General features: G+C 60.8%; 25 protein-coding genes. 7 read left to right on the plus strand and 18 right to left on the minus strand.

Translation table 11 applies throughout. The annotated features are described in order from the left end of the window. Positions 1 to 226: 226 nt before the first annotated feature. From EPO61_08330 to EPO61_08340, 3 genes are read left to right on the plus strand one after another with little or no spacing between them, the layout of a single operon-like run. Positions 227 to 562, plus strand: a complete 336-nt coding sequence (locus EPO61_08330; GenBank protein TAJ08901.1) for a glycosyltransferase family 2 protein — start codon at positions 227 to 229, stop codon at positions 560 to 562. Beyond that, positions 562 to 930, plus strand: coding sequence for a hypothetical protein (locus EPO61_08335; protein TAJ08902.1), 369 nt, complete (start codon positions 562 to 564; stop codon positions 928 to 930). The genes EPO61_08330 and EPO61_08335 overlap by 1 nt, the downstream gene beginning before the upstream one ends. Positions 931 to 973: 43 nt before the next feature. Next, positions 974 to 2,482 (plus strand): B12-binding domain-containing radical SAM protein, encoded by a 1,509-nt coding sequence (locus EPO61_08340; GenBank protein ID TAJ08903.1) that lies wholly within the window; start codon positions 974 to 976, stop codon positions 2,480 to 2,482. Here EPO61_08340 and EPO61_08345 read toward each other — a convergent pair. The 4 genes from EPO61_08345 to EPO61_08360 form a co-directional block, all read right to left on the minus strand. Further along, on the minus strand, positions 2,454 to 2,990 hold the full coding sequence (locus tag EPO61_08345; protein TAJ08904.1) for a phosphatase PAP2 family protein: 537 nt from the start codon (positions 2,988 to 2,990) through the stop codon (positions 2,454 to 2,456). The two genes, EPO61_08340 and EPO61_08345, sit on opposite strands and share 29 nt — an antisense overlap. A 68-nt stretch (positions 2,991 to 3,058) precedes the next feature. Further along, the gene (locus EPO61_08350; GenBank protein ID TAJ09009.1) at positions 3,059 to 3,505 is read right to left on the minus strand and encodes an energy transducer TonB; all 447 of its coding nucleotides are present in this window, start codon (positions 3,503 to 3,505) and stop codon (positions 3,059 to 3,061) included. 45 nt (positions 3,506 to 3,550) lie between these two features. Beyond that, positions 3,551 to 5,983, minus strand: a complete 2,433-nt coding sequence (locus tag EPO61_08355; GenBank protein ID TAJ08905.1) for a TonB-dependent receptor — start codon at positions 5,981 to 5,983, stop codon at positions 3,551 to 3,553. A gap of 94 nt (positions 5,984 to 6,077) precedes the next feature. After that, positions 6,078 to 6,353: a hypothetical protein gene (locus EPO61_08360; GenBank protein ID TAJ08906.1), complete on the minus strand. Its 276-nt coding sequence runs from the start codon at positions 6,351 to 6,353 to the stop codon at positions 6,078 to 6,080. Between the two features lie 242 nt (positions 6,354 to 6,595). Here EPO61_08360 and EPO61_08365 point away from each other — a divergent pair, with 242 nt between their 5' ends. Beyond that, entirely contained in the window at positions 6,596 to 7,672 is a 1,077-nt protein-coding gene (locus EPO61_08365) for a 3-deoxy-7-phosphoheptulonate synthase (GenBank protein TAJ08907.1), read from the plus strand. A gap of 5 nt (positions 7,673 to 7,677) precedes the next feature. Here the strand turns inward: EPO61_08365 and EPO61_08370 are convergent, their stop codons facing one another. Beyond that, on the minus strand, positions 7,678 to 8,094 hold the full coding sequence (locus EPO61_08370; protein ID TAJ08908.1) for a transcriptional repressor: 417 nt from the start codon (positions 8,092 to 8,094) through the stop codon (positions 7,678 to 7,680). A 144-nt stretch (positions 8,095 to 8,238) separates the two neighbouring features. Here EPO61_08370 and EPO61_08375 point away from each other — a divergent pair, with 144 nt between their 5' ends. Next, entirely contained in the window at positions 8,239 to 9,018 is a 780-nt protein-coding gene (locus EPO61_08375; GenBank protein ID TAJ08909.1) for a TatD family deoxyribonuclease, read from the plus strand. On the opposite strand, the gene EPO61_08380 is transcribed toward EPO61_08375, so the two are convergent. Next, on the minus strand, positions 9,005 to 9,538 hold the full coding sequence (locus tag EPO61_08380; protein ID TAJ08910.1) for a hypothetical protein: 534 nt from the start codon (positions 9,536 to 9,538) through the stop codon (positions 9,005 to 9,007). The genes EPO61_08375 and EPO61_08380 overlap by 14 nt on opposite strands. A gap of 141 nt (positions 9,539 to 9,679) precedes the next feature. On the opposite strand from EPO61_08380, the gene EPO61_08385 reads away from it, so the two are divergent. Both EPO61_08385 and truA read left to right on the plus strand, forming a co-directional pair. Continuing rightward, on the plus strand, positions 9,680 to 11,062 hold the full coding sequence (locus EPO61_08385; GenBank protein ID TAJ08911.1) for a hypothetical protein: 1,383 nt from the start codon (positions 9,680 to 9,682) through the stop codon (positions 11,060 to 11,062). 12 nt (positions 11,063 to 11,074) lie between these two features. Further along, complete coding sequence (gene truA / locus EPO61_08390) at positions 11,075 to 11,809, plus strand: tRNA pseudouridine(38-40) synthase TruA (protein TAJ08912.1); 735 nt, start codon at positions 11,075 to 11,077, stop codon at positions 11,807 to 11,809. 246 nt (positions 11,810 to 12,055) lie between these two features. On the opposite strand, the gene EPO61_08395 is transcribed toward truA, so the two are convergent. From EPO61_08395 to EPO61_08450, 12 genes are all read right to left on the minus strand, one after another. Then, positions 12,056 to 12,958, minus strand: coding sequence for a GIY-YIG nuclease family protein (locus tag EPO61_08395; protein ID TAJ08913.1), 903 nt, complete (start codon positions 12,956 to 12,958; stop codon positions 12,056 to 12,058). 601 nt (positions 12,959 to 13,559) lie between these two features. Further along, entirely contained in the window at positions 13,560 to 14,891 is a 1,332-nt protein-coding gene (locus EPO61_08400; GenBank protein TAJ09010.1) for a caspase family protein, read from the minus strand. A 242-nt stretch (positions 14,892 to 15,133) separates the two neighbouring features. Further along, entirely contained in the window at positions 15,134 to 15,769 is a 636-nt protein-coding gene (gene cysE, locus EPO61_08405; protein ID TAJ08914.1) for a serine O-acetyltransferase, read from the minus strand. 59 nt (positions 15,770 to 15,828) lie between these two features. Next, on the minus strand, positions 15,829 to 16,197 hold the full coding sequence (locus EPO61_08410; GenBank protein TAJ08915.1) for a four helix bundle protein: 369 nt from the start codon (positions 16,195 to 16,197) through the stop codon (positions 15,829 to 15,831). A gap of 34 nt (positions 16,198 to 16,231) precedes the next feature. Beyond that, complete coding sequence (locus EPO61_08415) at positions 16,232 to 16,714, minus strand: 2-C-methyl-D-erythritol 2,4-cyclodiphosphate synthase (protein ID TAJ08916.1); 483 nt, start codon at positions 16,712 to 16,714, stop codon at positions 16,232 to 16,234. A 59-nt stretch (positions 16,715 to 16,773) separates the two neighbouring features. Next, complete coding sequence (gene ispD / locus EPO61_08420) at positions 16,774 to 17,442, minus strand: 2-C-methyl-D-erythritol 4-phosphate cytidylyltransferase (GenBank protein ID TAJ09011.1); 669 nt, start codon at positions 17,440 to 17,442, stop codon at positions 16,774 to 16,776. Between the two features lie 43 nt (positions 17,443 to 17,485). After that, positions 17,486 to 18,508, minus strand: a complete 1,023-nt coding sequence (locus EPO61_08425) for a TRAM domain-containing protein (protein ID TAJ08917.1) — start codon at positions 18,506 to 18,508, stop codon at positions 17,486 to 17,488. Between the two features lie 81 nt (positions 18,509 to 18,589). Continuing rightward, positions 18,590 to 20,149 (minus strand): DegQ family serine endoprotease, encoded by a 1,560-nt coding sequence (locus EPO61_08430; protein ID TAJ08918.1) that lies wholly within the window; start codon positions 20,147 to 20,149, stop codon positions 18,590 to 18,592. 54 nt (positions 20,150 to 20,203) lie between these two features. Continuing rightward, complete coding sequence (locus EPO61_08435) at positions 20,204 to 21,127, minus strand: class I fructose-bisphosphate aldolase (protein TAJ08919.1); 924 nt, start codon at positions 21,125 to 21,127, stop codon at positions 20,204 to 20,206. A 35-nt stretch (positions 21,128 to 21,162) separates the two neighbouring features. Beyond that, positions 21,163 to 22,173: a class 1 fructose-bisphosphatase gene (locus EPO61_08440; GenBank protein ID TAJ08920.1), complete on the minus strand. Its 1,011-nt coding sequence runs from the start codon at positions 22,171 to 22,173 to the stop codon at positions 21,163 to 21,165. Positions 22,174 to 22,291: 118 nt separating this feature from the next. Then, positions 22,292 to 22,987 carry a DUF3108 domain-containing protein gene (locus tag EPO61_08445; protein TAJ08921.1) on the minus strand — a complete coding sequence of 232 codons (696 nt, stop codon included), beginning with the start codon at positions 22,985 to 22,987 and terminating at the stop codon, positions 22,292 to 22,294. Between the two features lie 113 nt (positions 22,988 to 23,100). Next, positions 23,101 to 24,501, minus strand: coding sequence for a phosphomannomutase/phosphoglucomutase (locus EPO61_08450; GenBank protein TAJ08922.1), 1,401 nt, complete (start codon positions 24,499 to 24,501; stop codon positions 23,101 to 23,103). Between the last annotated feature and the right edge of the window lie 11 nt (positions 24,502 to 24,512).

The raw sequence follows: 24,512 nt of genomic DNA on the forward strand, positions 1-24,512 counted from the left end.
CGTGCACGAGTTTGGCAATAAACAAAAGTGCGGGCGACCTGAGACCGACCGCATCCGTGGACGATCAAAATGCTTCCCACTCTTGCCAGCTTCCACGGCACATTTCCTGCTCCTCCTAACGACTGTCCGGGATCGGCCGTCATAATGGAAATGTCCTTGACATCATGGGCAGAAGACCACAGGATGCGCACAACCTCTACCTGAGCGGGAAGACCGGATCCACCCCATGAAGGTATCCATCATCATCCCGTCGTTCAACGAAGCAAAGACCATCAGGATGGTCATCGACCGCGTTGCGGCGGTTGACCTGGGGAGCGTTGAAAAGGAAATCGTCGTGGTGGACGACGGGTCCCACGACGAGACGCTGGATATCCTGAAAACCATCCCCGACATCCATACCGTCGTCCATTCCCGCAACGCCGGCAAGGGTGCAGCCGTGACGACCGGCATCAAAGCCGCCGGCGGCGATGTGGTGCTTATTCAAGACGCCGACCTGGAATACGACCCCAGCGATTACCGACGGTCATCCAGCCGATTTTGGATGGGACCTGTGATGCGGTGATGGGATCACGATTCCTCTACGAACGCCCCGTATTCTTCGGAAAACGCCGCTCCCCCTACTTTACCCACTACCTTGGCAATCTCCTCATCGTAAAGGTGACCAACTTGCTCTATGGACAGCGCTTTACGGACTACGAAGGGTGCTACAAAGCCTTCACCAAGCAGGCGCTCGCCCAGGTGCCGGTTCAGGCGAAGGGATTTGAATTCGACAACGAGCTGATCTGCAAGATGTTGCGCAAAGGGTTCAAGATCGTCGAGGTGCCGATTCAATATAAGCCGAGAACCTACGCGACCGGCAAGAAGATTACCTGGAAACACGGAATGAAGATCCTCTGGACCATCGCCCGGTGGCGCTTCGCGCCGGTATAAGTCTGATGAAGCACCCGCCGCATCGAACCTCGCAGGGTCCGTCATGATCAATCGTGTCTGCCTCATCATTCCCCCTTCCCCCTTTCTGCTTGATGAACGAGTCTTCATGTCGCTCGGCATCCTGAAAGTCGCCGCCATGCTGGAACGTGCTGGCGTAGGGGTGGAGCTGCTGGACCTGTCGGGGGTGGAGAATTTTGAGGAGGTGGCCGCCGACTATCTGGCCGGCACCGAGATCTCCTGCTTCGGGTTGACCGCGACCACCCCGCAATTGCCGGCGGTCACGCGCATCGTGGCGGTCATCCGACGGTTGAAGCCGCACGCCAGGCTTATCTTGGGCGGGCCTCATGTCACCCTCGTGCATGCGGCTCATGTCCAGGAGAAAAAGCGAGGGCATGCGAATCGCGCCACCGGCGCCTTGGCTCAATTGGAGAATATGTTCGACGTCCTGGTAGCCGGCGACGGCGAACTGGCTGTCTTCGAGGCCCTTGGCGCTTCTCCGCCGCGTCTGCTCGACGGCGACAACCCGAAGTCGGATTGGTTTCTCGAGAATGCACAACTGACGAACCTCCCCTTTCCCGCCCGGCACCTCATCGACGTGACCAGCTATCGGTACGCCATCGACGGGGTTGGGGCGCTCTCATTGATTGCACAGTTGGGCTGCCCCTTCGGCTGCGGGTTTTGCGGAGGGAGACTCAGCCCCTCCCTGCGCCGGGTGCGGATGAGGACATCGGAGAACATCGTCCAAGAGATGGTGCATTTGTACAAAGCCTACGGCGTCAAGGGATTCATGCTCTATGACGACGAGTTGAACGTGAATCCGAAAATGCTCGAGCTCATGCAAGCGATCGCGGAGGCACAAAAAACTCTGGGCGTGGAGTTCAGACTTCGAGGGTTCATCAAAGCCGAGTTGTTGACGGACCAGCAAGCCGAGGCGATGTATCGGGCCGGATTTCGATGGATCCTGGTGGGGTTTGAATCAGGCCATGAGCGGATACTGACCAACATTCACAAACAATCCACGCTTGCAGACAATACGAACTGCATCCGGATCGCCAAGCGGCATGGGTTGAAGGTGAAGGCCCTGATGTCGTTGGGCCATCCCGGCGAGTCCGAATCCACGGTGCACGCGACCCGGGCGTGGCTGCTGGCCACCAAGCCCGATGACTTCGATGCCACCGTGATCACGACCTACCCGGGCACCCCCTATTTCGACGAGGCGATCGAAACGGCTCCGGGGATCTGGACCTATACGTTCCCGCGCACCGGCGACAGGCTGCACAGCCTGTCGGTCGACTATAGCCAGGTGGCCGAGTATTACAAGGGCATCCCGGGCTCGTACCGATCATTCGTCTATACCGATCACCTGAGCGCGGAAGACCTGGTGAGACTGAGGGACTGGCTGGAAGAAGATGTCCGGCGGACGCTGGAGATTCCCTATCCGGCTGCTGCGGGAGCCACACGTTTTGAGCACTCCATGGGCCAGGGAGAGCTGCCTTCAAACATTCTAAGAATTTCGCCTCCCGTCAGTCCTCAAGTCGGCTCAAGGGGATAGCTGAGGAGGCGCCTCCTGCCGGCCTGAAGTAGCGCGATCGCACGAGAAGAAGGCCTGCCAACGTTCCGACCGCCCCCCCGATGACCCAACCGCCCAGCACGTCGGTCACATAGTGGGCGCCGACATACACGCGGGATAACCCGATCAAGGCAACCAGCGGCCAGGTGATCCAGCCGGTCTTGGGATAGAGCACGTGGGCAAAGGCGGCAGCCGCCGCCGTATTCAGCGCATGGTTGGATGGAAAACTGCCCGTCCCGCCGCAACCAACGAGCAGATGCATATCCGTGAATGTTTGACAGGGCCGCACTCGCCCGACCAAGTGCTTGATCTGGGCCCCGACCTGATCCACCAGGACAATGAGCAAGGCGAGCGCCCCGACTCCGATCAACGCCTCCCGCCTGTTCGCCCAGACCCAATAGGCCAGGACCAAGGCTCCCGGAAGCCACAAGCTGTTCGGTTGGGCCAACGTCAGCATGGCTGCGTCGGCCAAGCCGGAACGGCCGGCCAAACTGTTGATACTGACGAATAGTGCCCGGTCCCAGTCCAGTGTCGTCTCCTAATCCGACTCGTCTGCGGTTATTTGGTCCGGAAATGGATACGGACGGTGATTTCCCCGTCCACCGGCTCGTCCCCCTTCAACTGGGGATCGAATTTCCACTGGTTCAACGCGGTCAGACCGGCGCCGGTTAGTTCCCGGTGTTTGCAGGGCTCCAGCACCACGACGGTGACCTGCGCCTCTTTGTTCACGAGAAACCGCGCCTTCATCCAGTCGTCCAACTCCTGCCCGTCCAGCGACGAGGGAATCTTCGGCCAGGGCATGTAAGTCGGCACCGGCCCCAGTTGCTGATCCTTGTTCAGCGGCAGGCCGTGGACGTGAACGTCCGGCAGGACGACGTCCACGGCATCGTCCGCATGGTCGGCCTGGTGCGTCGCCGCATCGCCCTCCGCCGCGCCGGCCCATGCCGGAGCGAGGCAACAGGCGGCGCCGATCAGGCACGCCAACCAACCGGAACGGAAGAGGATCTTCGCCTTTTCCTGCAAGGTGTCACCTGCCACGCTTGACGCTCCTCAGAAAAACCATTGGCCGCGGAAGAAGAACGACCGGGGCATGTTGGCATGGGCCACGCCCAGCCCGATACTGCCCTCGCTGGAATTGTAGAAGAATCCCTGGTTGAACAGGTTGACAATATCGAAACCCAGCAGAAACTTTTGGTGATACGGAAGCGGGATTTCCCGCGTCAACGAGGCATTGTAGATCGTATACGACGGCATGTGGGTCGAGTTTGTCTTCGCCCCCGGCAGCGAGGTGCGCAGCCCGGACCCATAGAACATCTGCCCGGAGATCGTATTCTGCTCCAGGAAGCGATAGGTCAGGTTCGCCGAGCTCGTCATGGACTGCATGTGGTCGGCAAAGACCCCGCCCTTGGAATTGATGTCGTTGATCTCGGCCTGATTCAGCAGGAAATGTCCAGACTGCAACCCGTAACCCTTGGACTGTCCCCAGGCGACATTGCCACGGCCCGTCAGGTTATCGGTGAAGTTGACTTTCACAATACCGTCGATCCCGCGCTGCCACCCGCGCTGAAACGAAAAGTAATTCAGCAGCGGGGTGGTCCCGAACTGCCCTGCGTCCGACATGTTCTCGTTGATCTTGTAGTATCCTGTGATCTGCAAGGTCGCCAGACGGCCAAACGCATGATACCACCCGGCCTCCGTATAGTGCGACCGTTCCGGCTTGGGCGTGCGGACCGTTGAGTTGTCCGGCTCCGCCGTGGTCCCGGCCGTATTCGGCACCAGAAACGCCACGGACTCCAAACTCGGGGGCGTGAACAGCCGGCCATAGAAGACGTGGAACACGTTGGATTCGTCGGCCTTGTAAGTGGCCCCGATCCGAGGGCTGATTTGCCAGGAGTCGGTCAAGGCCTGGATCTGGTCATACCGTAGCCCCAGGTTCAAGGTCAATTTATCCGTGGGCGTATACTGGTCCTGGACCCAGAACTCCTCGCGCCAGCCGATAAGCCGCCGATCTCCGTCGATGTTGATAACGGGGCCGGTCGGATCGCCCGCCCCGTCCCGCTGAAAGGCAAAGAGTCGACTCTTATTGCTCGCCTGGGTCCGGTCGATCTGGAATCCGTACTTCAGTAGGTGCTGGTTCGCGACTTGGTTGGTGTAGTCGAGCCGGACGCCCAGCGATAAACCCATGCGGTCCTGGCTGGCGGTGGAGAAGGGCTCCGTCGTATTCGGTGTGTAGGCGAGCGAATTGAACGGGTCGGTGATGAACGTGGCCCGCGACTGGCGGACATAGCCGGCCAGGCTGAAGAACTGCGTGGCATCCACGTCGTGCCGCCACACCATGTGTCCGTACTGGTTGTTCTCGCGCTGGAACTGGTTGACGTTCTGCGAGGCCACCGGGTTGAAATTCGGCTCCTGCGCCTGGAGCAGCCCGACCACCGTGGGGTTGGCATCCTGCCCCGGCGAGGTTGGAATCTGATACTTCGCCACGGAATTCAGGAACAGCCAGGTGAAGTTGTTGCGGTTGTCGTGCTGGTAGTCGCCTCGCAGATAGGTTTGATTCCGCGTATGGTCGTCGTGAAAGACGGATTTCCCCAGCGTCGGGGGATCGATGCCCCGGTTCGTGGAGGTGTAGCTGTTCATGATGTAGTACCGGAACTTCTCCCCGATCGTGCCTCCGTATTCGAAGGACGGATTGACCGTGGCATTGGAGCCGCCGAAGTACTGAAGCGAGCCGAATCCCGGTTTGGTGCCGCTCTTGCTGGTGATATCGATCACGGCCGCCGTCCGGTTGCCGTACTGCGCTTCCAGGCCGCCCAGAATGACATCCGCGCGCTCCCAGGTCCGCGGCGAGACCACGTCGGAAAACACCGTCGAGATGGTGTCCGGAATCGGCACTCCGTCGATGCGGAGCTGGAGGAGCGCATGTTCCTGCCGGATATGGAGTTGTTTTAACGGGGCCATGGCCGCGCTGGGTATTGTTGCGAGGACTTCGTTTAGGTCGTTGTTGTTGCCGCGGGGCAACTGCTCGATCTCCTTGCGGCTCAGGCTGTAGGTCTCGCTGGACGCCTTGTATTGAATCGGCGGCAAGGGCGCCACGATGTCCAGCGCGATTTCCTGGGTCATCGCCAACGTCAGCTTGAGCGGGGCCGGTTTGTCGGCCCCGACCTTGATGACCACATATTGGCTGCGATAGGTGTCCTGGATCGCGCTGACTGAGTAGGTGCCCTCCTGGGGGACGACGGCCGAAAATTCCCCGGCATCGTTGGTCACCGAAGCCTCAACGACCTCCCCTTCTTGATTGCGAATCTCCACGATGGCCTGCGGAATGCGCCGCAAGTCCTGGTTTTCGACGAACCCGGTGAGCGTCCGCCGTTCGTCGGACGATTCGGCCGGCTGGGCCAGCGCGACGGAACCAGCCGGAACGAAAGCCGTCTGGCACGGCACAATGAATAAGGCCCAGATGAGGCCGATGACGATACGCCGCATGCCAATCTTCCGATTCCTGATAAAAACGAAGAGACACCCAGTGCGGAGGCACCTGCCACCGACCGGAGAGTCGGAACGCCTTCATACGAGGAGATCAGGAACGGGGCGGAGCGCGCGACGCGCCGGAACCAGTCAGCGTCGCCGAAACGAGAAGAGCCGGAGCGGGAAGCGGATGGACGTCGGGAACGATGAGGGCGACCAGCGTCGGCACATCGCTCGACAGGGACTGACCGGTATGGTGCTGGACCCACTGGCAGAGGTCTGAGTCGGAATGTTCGTGGCCGTCATGATCGGCCGCGGCCAGTTCGTGGTGGATCTCGAGAGCGGCCGCAAAAGGCGCCAGGGTCAGAAGGACGCCCACCAAGGCCATGGCAAGGCCCCGTCCAACCATCAGGCAGACAGCTCTGGAGAATAGACCGGTCATAGACTCAGCGAGCCTATCAAAGCATTGCCGCCCTGTCAAACGCAGGGCGGCGGACTTGCGAAACGTCGGCTTGCACGTAACCCCTTGTCCTGCGCGGCGTTCGGCCTGACGACCGACAGGCGTCTGCTTGACACTTCTACATACTTTGCAGTAAGGTGATGTCTTATTTCTGCTCCTGAGAGTTGACCATGCGCGAGCCGGTTGACAATAGGAACGTCGGCGAGATCAGGCCGCTCCCGCCTCCCCGCGAGGTCAAAACCAGTCTGCCGATCACGCCGACCGCCGCCGAACTCGTCGTGCAGACCCGCCATGCCATCCGGGACATCTTGCACGGTACGGACAAGGACCACCTGCTCGTCATCGTCGGCCCCTGTTCGATTCATGACCCGCAAGCCGCCGTCGCATATGCGGAAGCGTTGAAGCGAGTCGCCGATGCCACCAAGGACCGACTCTTGATCGTCATGCGGACCTATTTCGAGAAGCCCCGCACGACCGTCGGCTGGAAAGGGCTCATCAACGATCCCCACCTGGACGGCACCTGCGATATCGCAGCCGGTTTCGAATTGGCCCGCAAGGTGCTGCTGGAAATCAACGAGCACGGCATCCCCTGCGCTTGCGAGCTGCTGGACCCGGTGACCCCCCAGTACATCGCCGACCTGCTGAGCTGGGTCGCCATCGGCGCGCGCACGACCGAGAGCCAGATCCACCGCGAGATGGCCAGCGGCCTCTCCATGCCGGTGGGATTCAAGAACGGCACGGACGGAGGCCTGCAAGTGGCGGTCAACGCCATGACCACCGCCCGCCAGCCCCACAGCTTCGTCGGCATCAACGCGAACGGCGTCACCTCGATCATCAAGACCCTCGGCAACCCGGACCGGCACATCGTCCTGCGCGGCGGGGGCGGAAAAACCAACTACGGGCCGGAAGATGTGGTGCGCGCCGCGGCGCTGGTGGCCGGGGAACAGATCGCCCGCCCGATCATGGTGGATTGTTCGCACGACAACTCCAGCAAGGATCATCGGCGGCAAAGCGAGGTGGCCCGATCCGTCGCCCGGCAGTTCACCGGCGGACAACGGGCGATCATGGGCCTGATGCTGGAAAGCAACCTCCACCCCGGCAAGCAAACCTGGAAAGCGGGGGCCCAACTGGCCTACGGCGTGTCCATCACCGATGCCTGCCTGGGATGGGACGAAACCGAGTCCCTGCTCCTCGAACTCGCCGACGTGCAGGCGCGCAAAGCCGCGCCGGAACCCGTGTCCTCCTAGCCCCGCTACTGGCACTTCGGACACCATCCGAAAAACTCGAGTGAATGTTCCTCGACTGTGAAACGGGTTTCCCGCTCCACCAGTGCGGTTAATTTCTTGAGCGGACAGAGCATGAGGTCGGCGATGCGGCCGCATCCGCGACAACGGATGTGATGGTGATGCTCCCGGCCGTGGCGGGTTTCATAGCGGAACTGCCCCTCCCCCAGCTCCACCTGCGCAATCAGGCCGAGCTTCTTCAAGACGGCCAGGGTCCGGTAGACGGTGACCAGATCCACGGCCACCTGTTCCCGCTTGAGCCGCGCATGGACATCGGCCGCACTCAGGGGATATTTCGATTTCTCCAGGACGTCGAGAATGGCCTTGCGGGGACGCGTCAACCGTCGGCCCTCGGCACGCAACCCGGCAATCAGATTCTTGATCATGTCGCCCTCGCCGTTAATTGCAACTGGTTTGCATGTACCACGCGCACCGGAACCCTGTCAATCCTGCACCGCTTCTCACCGCCACGCCCCCTGTGCTAGGATGCCGCCGATTCGGACCTTCCAGCCAAGGAGACCCTCTCGTCCATGTTGATCGACACCCACGCCCATCTGGACGATACCCGCTACGACGACGATCGGGAAGCCGTTATCACGCGCGCGCGCGACGCCGGGGTCGAGACCTTCGTGACCATCGGATGCGACCTGGCGACCAGCAAGGCCGCCGTGGACCTGGCCGCCCGTTACCCCTTCGTCTACGCGGCCGTGGGCGTGCATCCTCACGAAGTGAAGCACATCGAAGACGGCTGGTACGACGAATTCCGTCGGCTGGCCGGCCATGAAAAGGTCGTCGCCTACGGCGAGATCGGGCTGGATTATCACTACAACCACTCCCCACCCAAGCTCCAGCGTGAACGCTTTCGCGAGCAAGTCGGCTTGGCCAAGGAGCTACGCCTCCCCCTGGTCATCCACACGCGCGAAGCCCAGGAGGACACGATTGCGATTCTCAAAGAAGAGAAAGCCGGTGACGTCGGCGGCGTCTTCCACTGCTTCTCCGGCGACGCCTGGCTGGCCAAGGATGCGCTGGACCTTGGGTTTTACCTGTCCTTCTCCGGCGTCATCACGTTCCAGAACGCAGCCATGTTGCGGGACATCGTGAAAACCGTCCCCCTCGACCGAATCCTGGTCGAGACGGATTGCCCCTACCTGACGCCGGTCCCCTATCGGGGCAAGCGGAACGAGCCGGCGTTCGTCAAACTGGTGGTGGAGAAAATTGCGGAAGTGAAAGGGCCGGCAGAGGTGGCCGGCGTGGAAGAAATAGGCCGGATCACGTCCGACAACGCCCGACGCCTGTTCAAAATCCCCTGAGCTGTCGGCTCCGCTTGCGAAGCGCCTTGGGTAGTTTTCGCGGATTACCCTTCTTCTCCGGATTCCGTCGCGGCAGGTCGTCCTCGGGTCCATCTTTCTGATAGGGACCGCTCTGGGCCGTCACGGCTGGCCGGACCCGGAGCCTGGATTCAAACTCCGCGGCGGCGATCACGAAGGCCCCGCAAGCCCTGGCAAAGTCCGCGACCTCCCGATCCGAGGACACGACGGCGCAATCCCGCCCATACTCCTCCGCCAGACGCTGGATCACCTGATCGGCCCGTTCCCCGCGCCGGGAATAAACGACCAGCAGTCCGGCCCTGTGTTCCTGACGTTCTGCTTCTCCGCCCTGCTGCCAACCGTCGAAGACCACTGTGATCGGATGGCCCTTGCGCTGCCGATACGCCGACAAATCCCGCAGGAGTTGTTCGCGGGCCGCTTCGCCACCGGCAGCACCAGTGCGCCCGACCTGCCCCCTCACGCCGAGGAGGTTATAGCCATCCACGATCACATGCCTCGCCATGAGAACGGAGCCTAGCCGACCGATTTCCTCCTGTCAATTTCAGACAGGCCTATGCCGAAGGAGAGAGGACAGGGGTAAACACTTGACAATCAGGCTGGCTTCTGACAAGTTTTCTTAAGATTATCGCGACCCTGGACCACTATGCCGACTCGCTTCCTGCTGACCTATGGCCTGACCGCTTGGCTGCTGTCCCTCGGCATCCCGGCCCCTGCCTTGTCGGTTGCCGGACCGCCCTCGCTCCCCCACGCCTCCTTGGGAATAGTTCATAGCCTGGCCCACAAGGTCAAGAAGCCCGTACACAAGAATGTCGCCCAACCCCAGGACGGCGCGTTGGTGCAAAACATCCGGGTGAAAGACTACTCGGACTATACGCGCCTGGTGCTGGATCTCGACCAGCAGACGACCTTCACCCAGAGCCGCCAGGAAAGCCCGAACCAGGCGATCGTGGAATTGCAAAACACCAGACTCAGCGAGCGCTTGCGAGCCAAGCTCAGCGGCAGAAAACTGCCCAATGAAGTCTCCATCGCTCAACCGCACACCCATTCCGTGACCGTGTCCGTCAACCTGAGCCAGGTCCGCGACTATAAGCTGATCGCCCTCAGCAGGCCGGAGCGGCTCGTGGTGGACCTCTACCATCGAAGCGAGAAGGACAAACCGGTGCTCGGGCAGCCAGTCGAGCCAGCGGCACCCACGACGACCGTAGCCAGGACGCCCGCCCCAGCCCCTGATCCGATTGCCGAACCCATGCCACCGGCCCAGACAGCCCAACCGACTCCTGCAGCCCATCCGGCTCCCGTGCCCTCACCGGTTCGTTCCCAGCCACGCTCCGCACCAGGGAAGGACATCAAGCTGATCGTGATCGACCCGGGGCACGGAGGCAAGGACCCGGGCGCCATCGGCCAGCAGCACACGGCTGAAAAGGACGTGACCTTGCAGGTGGGGCTGAAGCTCCGCGACCTGATCACCAAGTACCTCGGGACCCAGGTGCTTATGACGCGGGACCGCGACGTGTTCGTGGAGCTGGGCGATCGGGCCAAGTTCGCCAACAGCAAGGACGCGGACCTCTTTGTGTCGATCCACGTCAACTCCCACCCGCAACGCAACACCAAGGGACTGGAGGTTTACCACTTCGGCGAGGCCAGCGACCGGCGCGCCCTGGCCGTGGCCGCGCGGGAAAACGGCACGCCGATCGAGAGCACCGGCGTGGGCTGGCAGTACATCCTGGCGGATTTCGTCACCAGCAAGAAAATCGAAAAGTCGCAAGAACTAGCCTGGACGACCAAACAGGCCATGGTCGCCCACTTGGACGACCATTACGACGTGGTGGATCACGGCGTGAAGACCGCGCCCTTCTATGTGATCCGCTTCACCACCATGCCCAGCATCCTGGCCGAGATCGCCTTCATCTCCAATCCTGCCGAAGAGAAGCTCATGCGGACCGATACCTTCACTAGCCGCATGGCCGACGCCATCTTCCAAGGCATCCGGGACTACGTCAACCCCATCCAGACTGCCGCGCGCTGACCGAGGCAGGCAGTGCCGACCTTCAAGCTGATTCTCGAATACGATGGAACAAGCTATGCCGGCTGGCAGCGGCAGCCGGACCAGCCGACCGTGCAAGCCGCCTTGGAAGATGCCATCCAGAAGATCACGCAGACACACATCGCCGTGATCGGCGCCGGCCGGACCGACGCAGGCGTCCATGCCCTCGGCCAGGTCGTGAGCTTCCGCTCGGACAAGCCTCTGACTCCTCGCGACTGGCGGCGCGCGCTCAACGCCCACCTCCCGGCCGACATCAGCGTCCAGGCAGCCGAATCGGTGTCAGACGACTTCCATGCCCGCTACTCGGCCAAGGCCAAGCAGTACGAGTACAGGATTCTGAACCAGCCAGAACGGCCAGCCCTGGACCGCAACCGTGCCTGGCACATCTATGGCCCGCTGAATTTCGACGCGATGCGCCAGGCAGCCGCCTGCTTAATCGGCAAACAGGACTTCGCCTCGTTTCAAGGGCACCCGACCGACACGACGGATACGATCTGCGACTTACAACGGTTGGATCTCGTCCAGGAAGGGCCTTTGGTACGGATACAATTTCTCGGCGATCGGTTTCTCAAACAGATGGTCCGCGCGATCGTGGGAACCTTGGTCGAGATCGGCCAAGGCAAGCGGCCACCCGAGGGCATGAAGGATATCCTGGAGGCAAAAGACCGCCGCTCCGCCGGCTACACAGCTCCCCCGCAGGGGTTGTATTTGGTGAGAGTGGATTACTGAACGACGAAGGAACTGAGGAGTCTCGGCTGACGAACGAACTGGTTAATACCCAACATCACCTCTGTCAGCGCCCCGCCCCACACCTCGGGCGTGGAGAGATATTGACCTACACGTGGCATAACGAAATGCTCGCTCGCCTGCGCCATTGCAATCACTGCGTATCTCGGCATGACGTTCTTCGGCCCTGGCCAAGTACAGCGGCGGTTCGGCGAGGCTCTCGTGATGACGACGAACCTTGGGGCGCAACTAATTCTCGTTGAGGCCAAATTCCCGCGTGTGAAGTCTGGTTTTCCAAGTCTGTTCCAATCGAATGACTTCGTCGGACGGCATATCAGGCGAAACACGTTGAAGGATACTGAACTTGAAATAGTTCGGGTCGCGCTTTCGTAGCTCTTTGTTTCCGCCGTGGCCGGATATACCGTAATTGAGCCATCGCCCCAGAATATTCACGGTGCTATAGGCTGCGCCAACGTATCCGCGGCCATCTGAGGAATCCAAAATGTAGTAGATACCACGCCACTCCTTCAGCGAAGCCTTCCACTTCGAAGGTAGTACCTTCAACTCTGACCACGTTACGACCAGCTCGTCCCATGCCGGCATAACCGCCTCGAAAGCGCTTGATTCGCAGATCGCGTGAATTTCAAATGTATTGCGATCTGCCCATCGCCACCAAGATCGTTCAAGCCCCGGCCAACGAATGACCAAACGACCACGCCAGGAGGAATAAAACTTGGCATTGAGGACTAGATCAAACCAAAGGGTCGCGGGTCGATCACCGCCAAAACCGGTCATACCGAAAGACTCATGGAGTTCTTTGTTCGCGGCAATCTTCCAAAACCCTTTCAAGCCGAGCGGCCGCCAACTCTTCACCGCATAGAGCCCAGCAAACAACGCCGTACCTGCATCAACGCCGATGAATGAGGCAATGTACTTGGCTCGCGTAAACGCCTTCTCCACCTTCGGGAACTGCGCTTGCTGGTATGCGTTGTATAGATTGGGCTTCTCAGCCACGAGCCACGGAAGAGTCTTACGCAGTTTCGGTTCTTGCGGGCGATGACGCAGTACCAGCACATCCGCTGGCGATATCCCGTGTTTCCGCAGAAGATCATTCAGATGCAATACGGCTTTATCATTCACACAAGTGCTCATGATCCGCCTGCCTCACTGAACTAATGAGTATACTGATCGGCATATCCTGCTCCTGCTAGACCGAGCGGCGATTGCGCGATTCTCATCTGATTTCGACTGCTTGTCAAGAATCGCACAGCGCAGACTAGCGTGATATGCCGATAGGTAGCCTTGTTTCACCATTGTTTCCCCAAAGGGTGTGTTGGGGCACAAGCCGACTTCACCGGAGGAGCGAAACAGACCGGCGAAACTCTGCCGGGAAGGAAAGCGGAAACTGACTGAGTCCGCGAAGGAATTTCCGAAGGGCGCACGGCGCGATGAATAAAGAGCGCCACGTTTGTGCGCGCCGCCGAGTCGGTGAGGCGGCCGGAACTCCGCCCGGCAGAGTCCGAGGGGCCACTCCGAAGGTGCGGAGGCGAGGCGCCCCGACACACTCGCACTCCGCCCTTCGTCAGCCGAGTCTTAATCAATCTGGAAAGAGCCGCCCGCCCCGGCCATCCTTCGACAGGCTCAGGATGAACGGGCTTAGGGCTTTGGCTGGTTCTGCTTTCGAGTTTCTTACGGAGTTCGGTAATCTGCTCTTGAATGTGAATCTGGTAGCGTTATGGTCTCTGCAATCGGCCTATCGCTTGGTTCGGTCGATCAGCTTCACCCCTTTGTTGATGATGTCCTGACTGCCGATCAGCTGCGGCGTCTGGTCGTTGTTATATTCCCGCCGCGCCACCCGCTCGACTTGCGGCTTCACATAGGCAAACAGCTCGCCCAACTCGATGACTCCGTCCTTATTTTGATCCGCCTCCCCTTGCAATCCCTTGAGAAAGAAGTAGGTCAGGAGCCCGTGACTCTTCTGAGCGTAGGTGCTGGACACTTGCTCTCCTGAGCTGGCGGCGAAGACCACGGTTTTGCCCCCGGCGACCAAGGAATTTTCGACCGACAGGACCATCGGCCTGGCCCCCTTGGCCAGCACGGATCGTCCGCCTGCTCCCGAAAAGCAGGAGTCCAAGAGAACGACCACTTCTTTGGCGGGAAGCTTGGCCAGGTTCTCATACAGCCGCTTGAGCGGATAGCCCGTGGTTTCGATATAGGCCGGGTCGCCGTCGAACGGCACCAAATAAGCGTCGCCGGTCTTGGGATTCGGCGCCCCGTGGCCAGAAAAATAGACGAAGACCGAGTCGCCTTGGTCGACCCGATTCCCCAGCCATTTTTCGAAATACTTTTCCAAGTCGGTCCGGGTGGCACGGTCGTTCGACAGAAACGCCACGTTTTCTTCCGGATACCCCAGACTCTTCACCAGATAGTCCCGCATAATCCTGGCGTCATGGTCGGCAAACTCCGCCTTGGGGAGGCCCTGCCGATATTGCTCGATGCCGACCACCACGGCGTAGGCGGGCCGCTTCCTGGGCGGACCGCCGGCCGGCGCCATATCCACGTCGCTGGACGGAACCGGCCGCGAGGTCGATCCTGAGGCGACGTCCGGCCCACCCGATTCTCGTTTGACATAGGCGGCCACGCGCCCGTCGCTCTGCACATCGGCGACCACAGTTCGAACCATGTGGGGCATTTCCTTCTCAACCGCTTCCAGGATCGAATCCCCGACCGCATCCGTCATGCAGGGAGCCGTGATCGGACTCAATAGAAAGAACGTAAACGCTTGCAGGATATTGCACGCATGAAACTGCCCACTGGACAGCCAATTGCCGGGCACGCGCTTGGTTTGCGATTCCTTGGCGAGGACGACTCCGCCGCGAAGGTCTTTCAGCGTGAGGTCCAATTTGGTTTCGAAGAGCGGTGTTGACGACATGCCGCCGCTCGCGATCACATCAACATTGACCGATGCCAGCAGGTCATGATCCTTCGCTTTCGATTTCTCCTCGACCACCGTGACCTGCGCGAACACCGTTTGCAATTCCTGCTGCAGCGCCTTGCCGACGGCCTGATAAAAATCGAAGTCCATGTGAAACAGCGCTACGCCGGATTGGGCGTCAAACGTCACAGATTTCGCATGCTCATCCACCAACAGGGCAACCTTGTAGGGAAGCTTCTGCCCCACCTCGTCAGCCTGTGCATGATAAAAATCTTCCTTGATCGCACCTCGATAGGTACAAGCCGATCCCGCCAGCAGGACAAGAACCAACACCGCCAGCACGCGCAATTTTTCCACAGGGGTACCTTTCATGGGCTGCAGGACTAACAGGTTCATCGTGGATTTTCGAGTTTCTTGCGGAGTTCGATGATTTCGCGTTCGAGGGCTTCGAAGCGGTCGGCGATGGGGTCCGGCAGGTTGATGTGATCCATGGTGGCTTCGGGCAGGCGCTCCCCTTCCATCTTGATGATCCTGGCCGGCACGCCGGTCACCGTGGAGTTGGGCGGCACGGACTTGAGCACGACGGAGTTGGCCCCGATCTTGACGTTGTCTCCGACCTTGATGCCGCCGAGGATTTTAGCCCCCGCCCCGACGACGACATGATTCCCCAGCGTGGGATGGCGCTTGCCATGTTCTTTGCCGGTCCCACCGAGCGTCACGCCCTGAAACAGCGTCACATAGTCGCCGATCTCGGCCGTTTCGCCGATCACCACCCCCATCCCGTGGTCGATAAAGAAACTCTTGCCGATCTTGGCCGCCGGGTGAATCTCGATTCCCGTCAGCCACCGGGCCAGTTGCGAAATGGCGCGCGGGATGAACGGCACACTGTGCGTGTTGAGCCAATGCGAGACCCGATAAGCCAACAAGGCGTGGAACCCGGCATAGGTCAGCACGACCTCCAGCTTGCTCGTGGCCGCCGGGTCACGGTCAAAGACGGCCTGTAAGTCCTGTTGAATCCGCTGAAACATAAGAGTCTTGAAAGTTCGAAAGTCGTAAAGTCTAAAAGTCTTCGGAGAAATGCAGTAAGCTACATTTCAGCGCCCAAATAGGTTATGAAGCCGGAGAGTGCTCTTGAGACCTCTTCGGCCCTGGCTTTTAGGTCGGCAAACTCCTCGACGGTAAGATACCCCAAATCCGATGCCACATATAGTTGGCTGCGGACCTCTCCTGCGGAACCTTTGGCCATATAGAGAAATCTCTGAAATTCTTTTTCCGATCCCCTCTCGAACCCTTCCGCAATGTCGGATATCACGGAAACAGCCGCTCTTCTGATTTGGTCGCGAAGGCCAAAGTCCGTCGAAAACCTACCCTGACCGCTCGCTCGATATACAGCTGCGACAAGCTCTCTTGCTAATTGCCAGGCTTTGATCTCCTCAAATCGTTCAATCTTCGGCAAAGGCCTCCTCCAGCAACTTGCCGACTTTCTGACTTTACGACTTTCCAACTGTTTCGATGAGACAAATTGCCTGGGCGGCGATCGCTTCTTCCCGCCCGACCGCATCCAGCCCTTCGCCGCTCTTGACCTTCACGTTCACGGCGGCCCGCTCGATCTTCAGCACTTCCGCCAGCCGGACCGCCATCGTTTCCAGATGCGGGCCGAGCCTGGGCGCCTGGGCGATGATCACCGTATCCACGTTCACCAGGCAATAGCCCTTCTTGGCCAGCAACCCGTTCACTTCCTCCAGCAGGATCAGGCTGGAGATGTTCTTGTAGCGCGGATCGGAGCTGGGATAATGTTTCCCCAGATCTCCTTCCCCCATGGCGCCCAGCATCGCATCGCAGACCGCATGGACCAGCGCATCAGCATCCGAATGGCCGACCAGGCCCTGCGTATGAGGGATCTCGATGCCCCCCAGAATCAGCTTCCGCCCCTTGCCCAACGGATGGATATCATATCCCAGCCCAACTCGCATGCGCCTTCCTTTCATACAACGGAATAGTCCGAAAGTCCGAAAGTCGAGACTTGAAGACTTTATGGACTTTGTGACTTTGCGACCTTTTGTCGCGCCGCCAGGATCGCCTCGCCGATGGCGAAGTCTTCCGGCCTGGTAATCTTGATATTCTCTCCGCTCCCCTCCACGATCGCCACCGGATATCCGAGCCGCTCCACCAACTGCGTGTCGTCGGTCCCCTGCACCCCCTCGAGCGCCGCCTTGCGGTGCGCCTCCTCAAAAATCGCCCGTCGGAACGCCTGCGGGGTCTGGGCCAGCCAGAGCCGGCCCCGGTCCACCGTGCCGCTCACCAGGCCGTCCGGGCCGACTTGCTTGACCGTGTCCTTCATGGGGATCGCCACCAATGCCGCCCCATGTTTGGCCGCCGCTTCGATCACCAGCCGGATCATCTCGCGGGTGACAAACGGCCGCACGGCATCGTGCACCAGCACGAACTCGACCCCGTCGCTCACGGCCTGGAGCCCGTGATGCACGGAATCCTGGCGCTGCGCGCCGCCGGCCACGATTTTCCTGACTTTGGTGAGACGGTGGGGGGTGACGATCTCCCGCAAGCAGAACTCGCGGTCCGCCTCGGGCACGGCCAGGATGATCTCGACGATCTCCTCCGCCGCCTCCAGCGCCCGGAGCGTATGGACCAACAGGGGAAGACCCCCGAGTGCCAGAAACTGCTTGGGGGTCGAAGCCCCCATGCGAACCCCGCGCCCGGCGGCCGGTACGAGAGCAGACGTTCGGTTACCCACGCGCGACTTGAAACTCCTCCTTCTCCGTCTCCTCGCGCAAGCGCGTGAAGATCATCCGACCCGCCGTCGTCTGCAGCACGCTGGTGACGATCACGTCCACGTTCCGCCCGATGCAGCGTTTGGCGTTGTCCACCACGATCATCGTCCCATCGTCCAGGTAGGCCACGCCTTGTCCGGCTTCCTTGCCCTCTTTCAACACGAAGACCCGGATGGTCTCGCCCGGCAACACTACCGGCCGGAGCGCATTGCACAGTTCGTTGATGTTCAGCACACGCACGCCCTGTAGCTCCGCGACCTTGTTCAGATTGAGGTCGTTCGTGATGACCTTGGCGCCCACTTTCTTGGCCAGGACGACGAGTTTGGAATCCACGTCTTTGACGTTGGGAAAATCGTCGTCGATGATCCGCACGTCGATATCCACCATCTTCTGGATCTTGTTCAAGATGTCCAGCCCCCGCCGGCCCCGCGCCCGCTTCAAAGAATCCGACGAGTCGGCGATGTGCTGCAGCTCTTGTAGAATGAATTGCGGCACCAGAAAGGTGCCCTCCAGGAAACCGGTCTCGCAGAGATCCGCCACCCGCCCATCGATGATTACGCTGGTATCGAGAATCTTATGATTGCCGGTCACCACCGCATGCTCGGGATGCTTGGACTGCCCCGTGATCCGCTCCCGGCCGAACTTCGCTCCCAGCACCAACCCCAGGTAGGGCAGCCCCAGGAGAAACAACAGCCCGCCGATGTGGAATAGGAACGTCTCGACATCGAAGATGGCGCTGCCGACCCATTCGACGAGGCCGGTCAGGACCAGCCCGATGGCCAGCCCGCCGGTTCCGCCCACGACCAGCCCGAAAGACGCCTTTTGAAGCAGGTACTCTGCAATAAGAATAAGGCCGCCCGTCAATGCTCCGATGGCAAACCCGGCTGCGAGCAGGGGACCCGTCGGATCCTCCCCGCGCAAAAATAAAGTCATCCCTGCCAGGGCGCTCAGGAGCACGAAAACGATTCGCCGTGCCATCGCATCACCCCCTTTCGGTCGACCATTATAACACTGCCTGCCGCAAACGCCGGCCGCCACAGTCTACCCTACCGCCGGAGGCTAAGACTTCAACGTGAGGTAGGTCGTGAGACCCTGGCGTTTGATCAACAACAGAACAGCCTCGCCTTTGCCGGATTTGGCGGCCGCCTGCTCGTAGGCCTTGAGCGTCGGAGTCGGTTTCCGGTTCACTTCCAGGATCAGATCGCCCTCTTTGACGCCCGCCTCCTCTGCCGCGCTGCCGGAGCGGACTCGCGCCACCACCACCCCTTTTTCGTTGCCTCCCAGCCCAAACCGACGGGCCCACTCGCTGTTGAGCTCGCGCACGTCCAGGTCCGACAGGAGACCGGACGGCCTGATCCCCTCCCCGCCTTCATCGCCGTCGCCGTCACCGCCGCCGGCTTGCGCCATATTCTTCGGCTGCTCCGCGATCGTCACATCCACCGTGCGCTGGCCCTTGTTGCGAACGAACTTGACCGTGGTTTTCTTGCCCACCGGGGTCTGCGCCACAATATTCCTGAGGTGGGTGGGGGTCTCCACGGACTTGCCGTCGAACTCGAGGATCACATCCCCGCGCTCCAGCCCCGCCTTCTTGGCCGGACTGCCGTCCAGGACATCGCTGACCAGGACCCCCTTGGATTCCGACAGCCCGAACTGCGACGCCAGTTCCGGCGAGAGCTCCTGAATGGACACGCCCAGCCAACCCCGCACGACTTTGCCGGCCTTGACCAGCTGCTCCAGGATCGACCGCGCCATGTTGCTGGGCACGGCGAACCCGATGCCCATGTTGCCGCCGCTCTGGCTGAAGATCGCCGTATTGATCCCGACCAGTTCGCCGCGCACGTTCACCAGCGCACCACCCGAGTTGCCGGGGTTGATGGCCGCATCGGTTTGGATGAAGTCTTCGTACTCCGCAATCCCCATGCTGGCCCGCCCGACCGCGCTGACAATGCCCATGGTCACCGTCTGGGTCAGCCCGAAGGGGTTCCCGACAGCGAGCACGAACTCCCCCACCTCCAGCTTGTCCGAGTCGGACCAGGGAATCGTATGCAAGCCCTCCGCTTCGACTTTCAGCACCGCCAGGTCGGTCTTGGAATCCGTCCCGATCAACTTGGCTTTGAACTCACGTTTGTCGGACAGGAATACCTTGATCTCATCGGCCTTGCTGACCACGTGATTGTTCGTGATGATCAGGCCGTTCGGGTCCACGATCACGCCCGACCCCAGGCTCCGCTCCTTCCGCTCGCGCGGGGCCTCGAACCGCTTGAAAAACTCGTCACCGAAGAAGCGGCGAAAGAACGGGTCGTCGAAGGGCATGGCCTGGGGCCCCTCCCCGCTCTTGCCGCTTCGCGTGGTGAAAATGTTCACCACGGCCGGCTTCACGCTTTTGGCGATCTGGACGAAATTCTGATTGCTCCCGATGACCGATGGCGGCGCCGGCGTCGGCGAAAGCCCGGCCACGGGCGGCTCGGGCACCGCATGCCCGAACGGCAGCCAGCCCATATCGGCCGCCACCACCAATCCGATCAGCACGCCCAGTCCGATCAACAGGATACTGGCCAGCCAGGACGAACGCCGCCGATTCCGCGCCGGCGCCTTTTCTTCCAATTGCTCCATCCCCATAGCCGCTAGATCGCCACAAGAATATGTCGACTGCCTGCTTGCCGGACAGCCCGCTTACTGAATCTCTCCCGCATAGATGCCCATGACCGTCTGCAGGAACTTAATCGCGTCGGCCTTGGGCCGCTGGAACGAATTACGCCCGATGATCGAGCCGAACCCGCCGCCGTCGCGAATGGCGCGGGCCTCTTCGAACACATTCTTATCGTCGCTCTTGGCCCCGCCCGAGAAGATCACGATGCGGCGGCCGTCGAACGAACTCTGCACGACATGGCGCACCCGTTCGGCCAGGGTCTTGATCGGCACCTGTTCGGCCTCGTATACCTTTTTTGCCGCCGCCTGTTCCAAATGGGCGGTGGGCAACTTCACCTTGATGATGTGCGCGCCCAATTGCGCGGCAATCTGCGCCGCATAGGCCACGACGTCCACCGCGGTTTCCCCTTCCTTGCTCAAGGCGGATCCGCGCGGATAGGACCAGACCACCACCGCGAGGCCGTTGTCCCTGGCCTCTTCCGACAGCTCCCGCAACTGCCCATACATGGTCTGGCTATGGGCCGAGCCCGGATAGATCGTAAATCCGATGGCCGAACAGCCAAGCCGCAGCGCGTCCTTCACACTGCCGGTCACCGCGGACAGCGGGTCTTTTTCGTCATGGAGCACATCGTGGTTGTTCAGCTTTAAAATGAGCGGAATACGGCCGGCGAACTCCGCCGCACCCGCCTGCAAAAATCCCAGCGGGGCCGCATAGGCGTTGCAGCCAGCATCGATGGCCAGCTGAAAGTGGTAATGGGGATTGTAGCCGGCCGCGTTGGGCGCAAAGCTGCGGGCGGGCCCATGCTCGAACCCCTGATCCACCGGCAGGATCACCAGCTTGCCGGTGCCGCCCAGCTTGCCATGCCCCAGCAATCGCGCGAGATTCATCCGCGTGCCGGCATTGTCGCTTCCATACCAACTCAGAATGTCCTGAACGCGCTTGTTCATGCTCTTCCTCCTGCCACGTTCCGCAACAACAGATGTTAAGAAGTCCGACGGCCTTGGATAAATCCTTCTGCGGTCTCGACATCCTCCCGGCTGCCGATAATCAGCGGGACCCGCTGGTGCACGGCCGTCGGCTTGATCGAAAGAATCGGCTCGACGCCCGTACTGGCCCGCCCGCCCGCCTGCTCCACCACCATCGCCAGGGGATTGGCCTCGTACAACAAGCGCAGCTTGCCCTCCGGCTTATCCGTCTCGCCGGGATAGAGATAGATGCCGCCGCCCAGCAGAATGCGGTGCACATCCGCCGCCAGACAGCCGGAATAGCGGCCGCTGTAGGGCCTTCCGCCGGCCTTATCCTGCGCCTTGAGATAATCGATATAGCGCTGCGTGCCGGCCGGCCACTTGTGATAGTTTCCCTCGTTGGCCGCGTAGACCTTCCCTCTGGCCGGCATGCGAATGTTTTCGTGCGACAGCAGGTATTCGCCCACGCCCGGGTCCAGCGTGAATCCATGGACCCCGTGGCCGGCCGTGTAGACCAGCATCGTGCTCGACCCATACATGAGGTAGCCGGCCGCCACCTGCTCGGTGCCGACCCGAACCAACTCGGCGTCCGACGGCAATCCTCCCTTTCCCTCAAACCGCAGGACCGAGAAGATGGTGCCCAGCGGCATATTGACATCGGTGTTGGAGGACCCGTCCAGGGGGTCGAACAGCAACATGTACTTGCCCCTGGGCCAGTTTTCTTCCAGTTTCACCGGCTTTTCCATCTCTTCGGAAGCCAGGGCGCAGACCAAGCCGCTGTGCTGAAACACCTTGACGAAGATCTCGTTGGCGATTTCATCCAGCTTCTTGACGGCCTCCCCCTGCACATTCGTGTCGCCGGTGTAGCCCAAAATATTGATCAGGCCGGCCCGGCGGAGATCCGAGGCGATCATCTTGCCGGCCAGCCCGATCTGGGCCATGAGGGCCGAAAATTCCCCCGTGGCGCCAGGATGCGCAGCCTGCGCTTGCAGAATATGTCGGGTCAAGGTGATGGGAAACGGCCTCACGGCTCAGTCCTTCCTTACCGGCATCATGTTATGACGGGCTTAATAGCGGTGGATTATATAGGTTTTCAACGAAGCGGGCAATGGACGCAGCCTGCGGACGAGGATTGGGGCGCGCCTGTTACGGGGCGCCCGGAACCTGAAAGCCTTCGACCAGGCTGGCCACCACGGACCCGATTTTCACCTTGGCTTTCATCATCACCGGCACCCGACGGCTGTCGTTGGTGAACCAGACCCGGATGTTCCCTTCATTGAGAAAAATGCCTTGAAACGGCATGATCGCCAACACCCTCACCGTTTCGACCTCCCCCCAGGCTCCCTTGATGGTTTCGACCGCCTCGACTCGGATCTCCAACTTGTACGTCTTCTTGTCGTGATGGACGCTAAAGGTGGCTGAGGCCCCCGGCACCAGGGAAGGCAGCGTACGGACATAATAGAGGCAAGAAATCGAGTCGTAGGTCTGCGGGGGCAAGGGCAACTGGTCCATGACCCCGTCCTTGATCGAGGTGATGGTACCTGCGGCTTGGTCGAAGGCGACATCGAAGTCGTTACTCCGCTTCCCTTCACGCCTTCGAAACCGCATCCGGTGAGGCAGCATCTTCTCGGCGTCTACCAGCGACTCCACCCGGTTGTCGACCGGATAGAATTTTGTCACCAAGGGGCTGGAGACCGCGGTCGTCAGGAGACGAAGCGTCGCGCGCCCCTGAACCGGCGCAGCGCCTGCCACTTCAAGCACGGCGGTGCCGGCACGGATATTCAGCCACGTGAGGGCATAGGTCAACCGCTCCCCCGGCATGAAGGGGCGCTCGGTGGACATGGACGGAGCGGAAGCCGGTTCAGCGCAAACCGACGGGGAAGAGATGGCCGCACAGCAGAGAGCGGCCGCGGTCGACAGAACGGCAAGGCGTCGGAAGGCAGCGCGCCGCACCGTTAGGCTGCGAGAGTTCGTCTGGCTTGGTCCAGCTCTGATTCGATCAACGCCCGAATCACATCCAGGCGCTGGGGAGAGGAGGCTTCGAAGCGCAGGACAAGAGCCGGCTGCGTGTTGGACGCCCGGATCAAGCCCCACCCGTCCTCGAACATGACACGGATGCCGTCGATCGTCACCACGTCCCGGATCACGAGCCCCTTCTCACCGGGAGCCCGACCGGCCTTGGCATAAGCCAGGAGGCGCGCCTGGACTTGCCCGACCAGATCGAATTTCACATGGTCGGGACAATCGACTCGGATCTCGGGCGTCACCGAGGTCGCCGGCAAATCCGCCAGCAGAGCGGACAACGGCTGCTTGTTCTTGGCCAGGATTTCGACCAGCCGACATGAGGCATAGATCGCATCGTCATAGCCGAAATAACGGTCGGCGAAGAACATATGTCCGGACATTTCGCCGGCCAAAACCGCCGACTCGGTTTTCATCTTGGCTTTGATCAGCGAATGGCCGGTCTTCCACATGATCGGCCGCCCCCCGCGCCGCTGAATGTCCTCATAGAGGCTCTGCGAGGCCTTGACTTCCGAGATGATCGTACTACCAGGCCGGACGGCCAGGATGTCCCGGGCATAGAGGACCATGAGACGGTCACCCCACAGAATATGACCCTGCTCATCCACCGCACCGATTCGGTCCGCATCCCCGTCATAGCCGATCCCGACATTTGCCCCGGTTCTTTTCACCGTTGCGATCAAATCCCGGAGGTTCTCCACCACCGTCGGGTCCGGATGATGGTTGGGGAACCGGCCATCCAGGTCGCAATAGAGCCCGGTGACACGGCAACCCAGTTGTTCCATGGCTTGCTTGGCCACAAGCGCAGCCGCCCCGTTCCCGCAGTCGATCACCACATGCAAATGACGCGCATCGACCGACGCGAAGCTGGCCTTCAAATAGGCGAGATAGTCCTGGAGGAGCGGGCGGAGGGATACCGTCCCGGGCCCACTGGAGAAATGACCTGCCTCCATCACCTTGCGGAGCTGCTGGATGGCGTCTCCATGGAGCGCCTCTTTCCCAATGCACAACTTGAAGCCGTTATACTCCGAGGCATTATGGCTGCCGGTGATCATCACGCCGCCATCGACCGGCAATTGGAACAGGGAAAAGTACAGCACGGGGGTGGGGCAGACCCCGATATCCAACACATTGAGTCCGCCGGCCGTCAGACCTTGGACCAGCCGGTCGCGCAAAGCAGGGGAGCTTTCCCGCCCGTCACGCCCCACGCTGACCGTCTTCGCGCCCTTGTCCCGGGCAACGGTGGCAAAGGCCCGCCCGATCCGCTCGGCCAGATCCTCCGTCAGTTCCTGGCCGACGATGCCCCGAATGTCATATTCACGAAAGAGCGCCATGGCTACGGCCA

This window comes from Nitrospirota bacterium (genome assembly GCA_004296885.1).
Taxonomy (GTDB): Bacteria; Nitrospirota; Nitrospiria; order Nitrospirales; family Nitrospiraceae; genus SYGV01.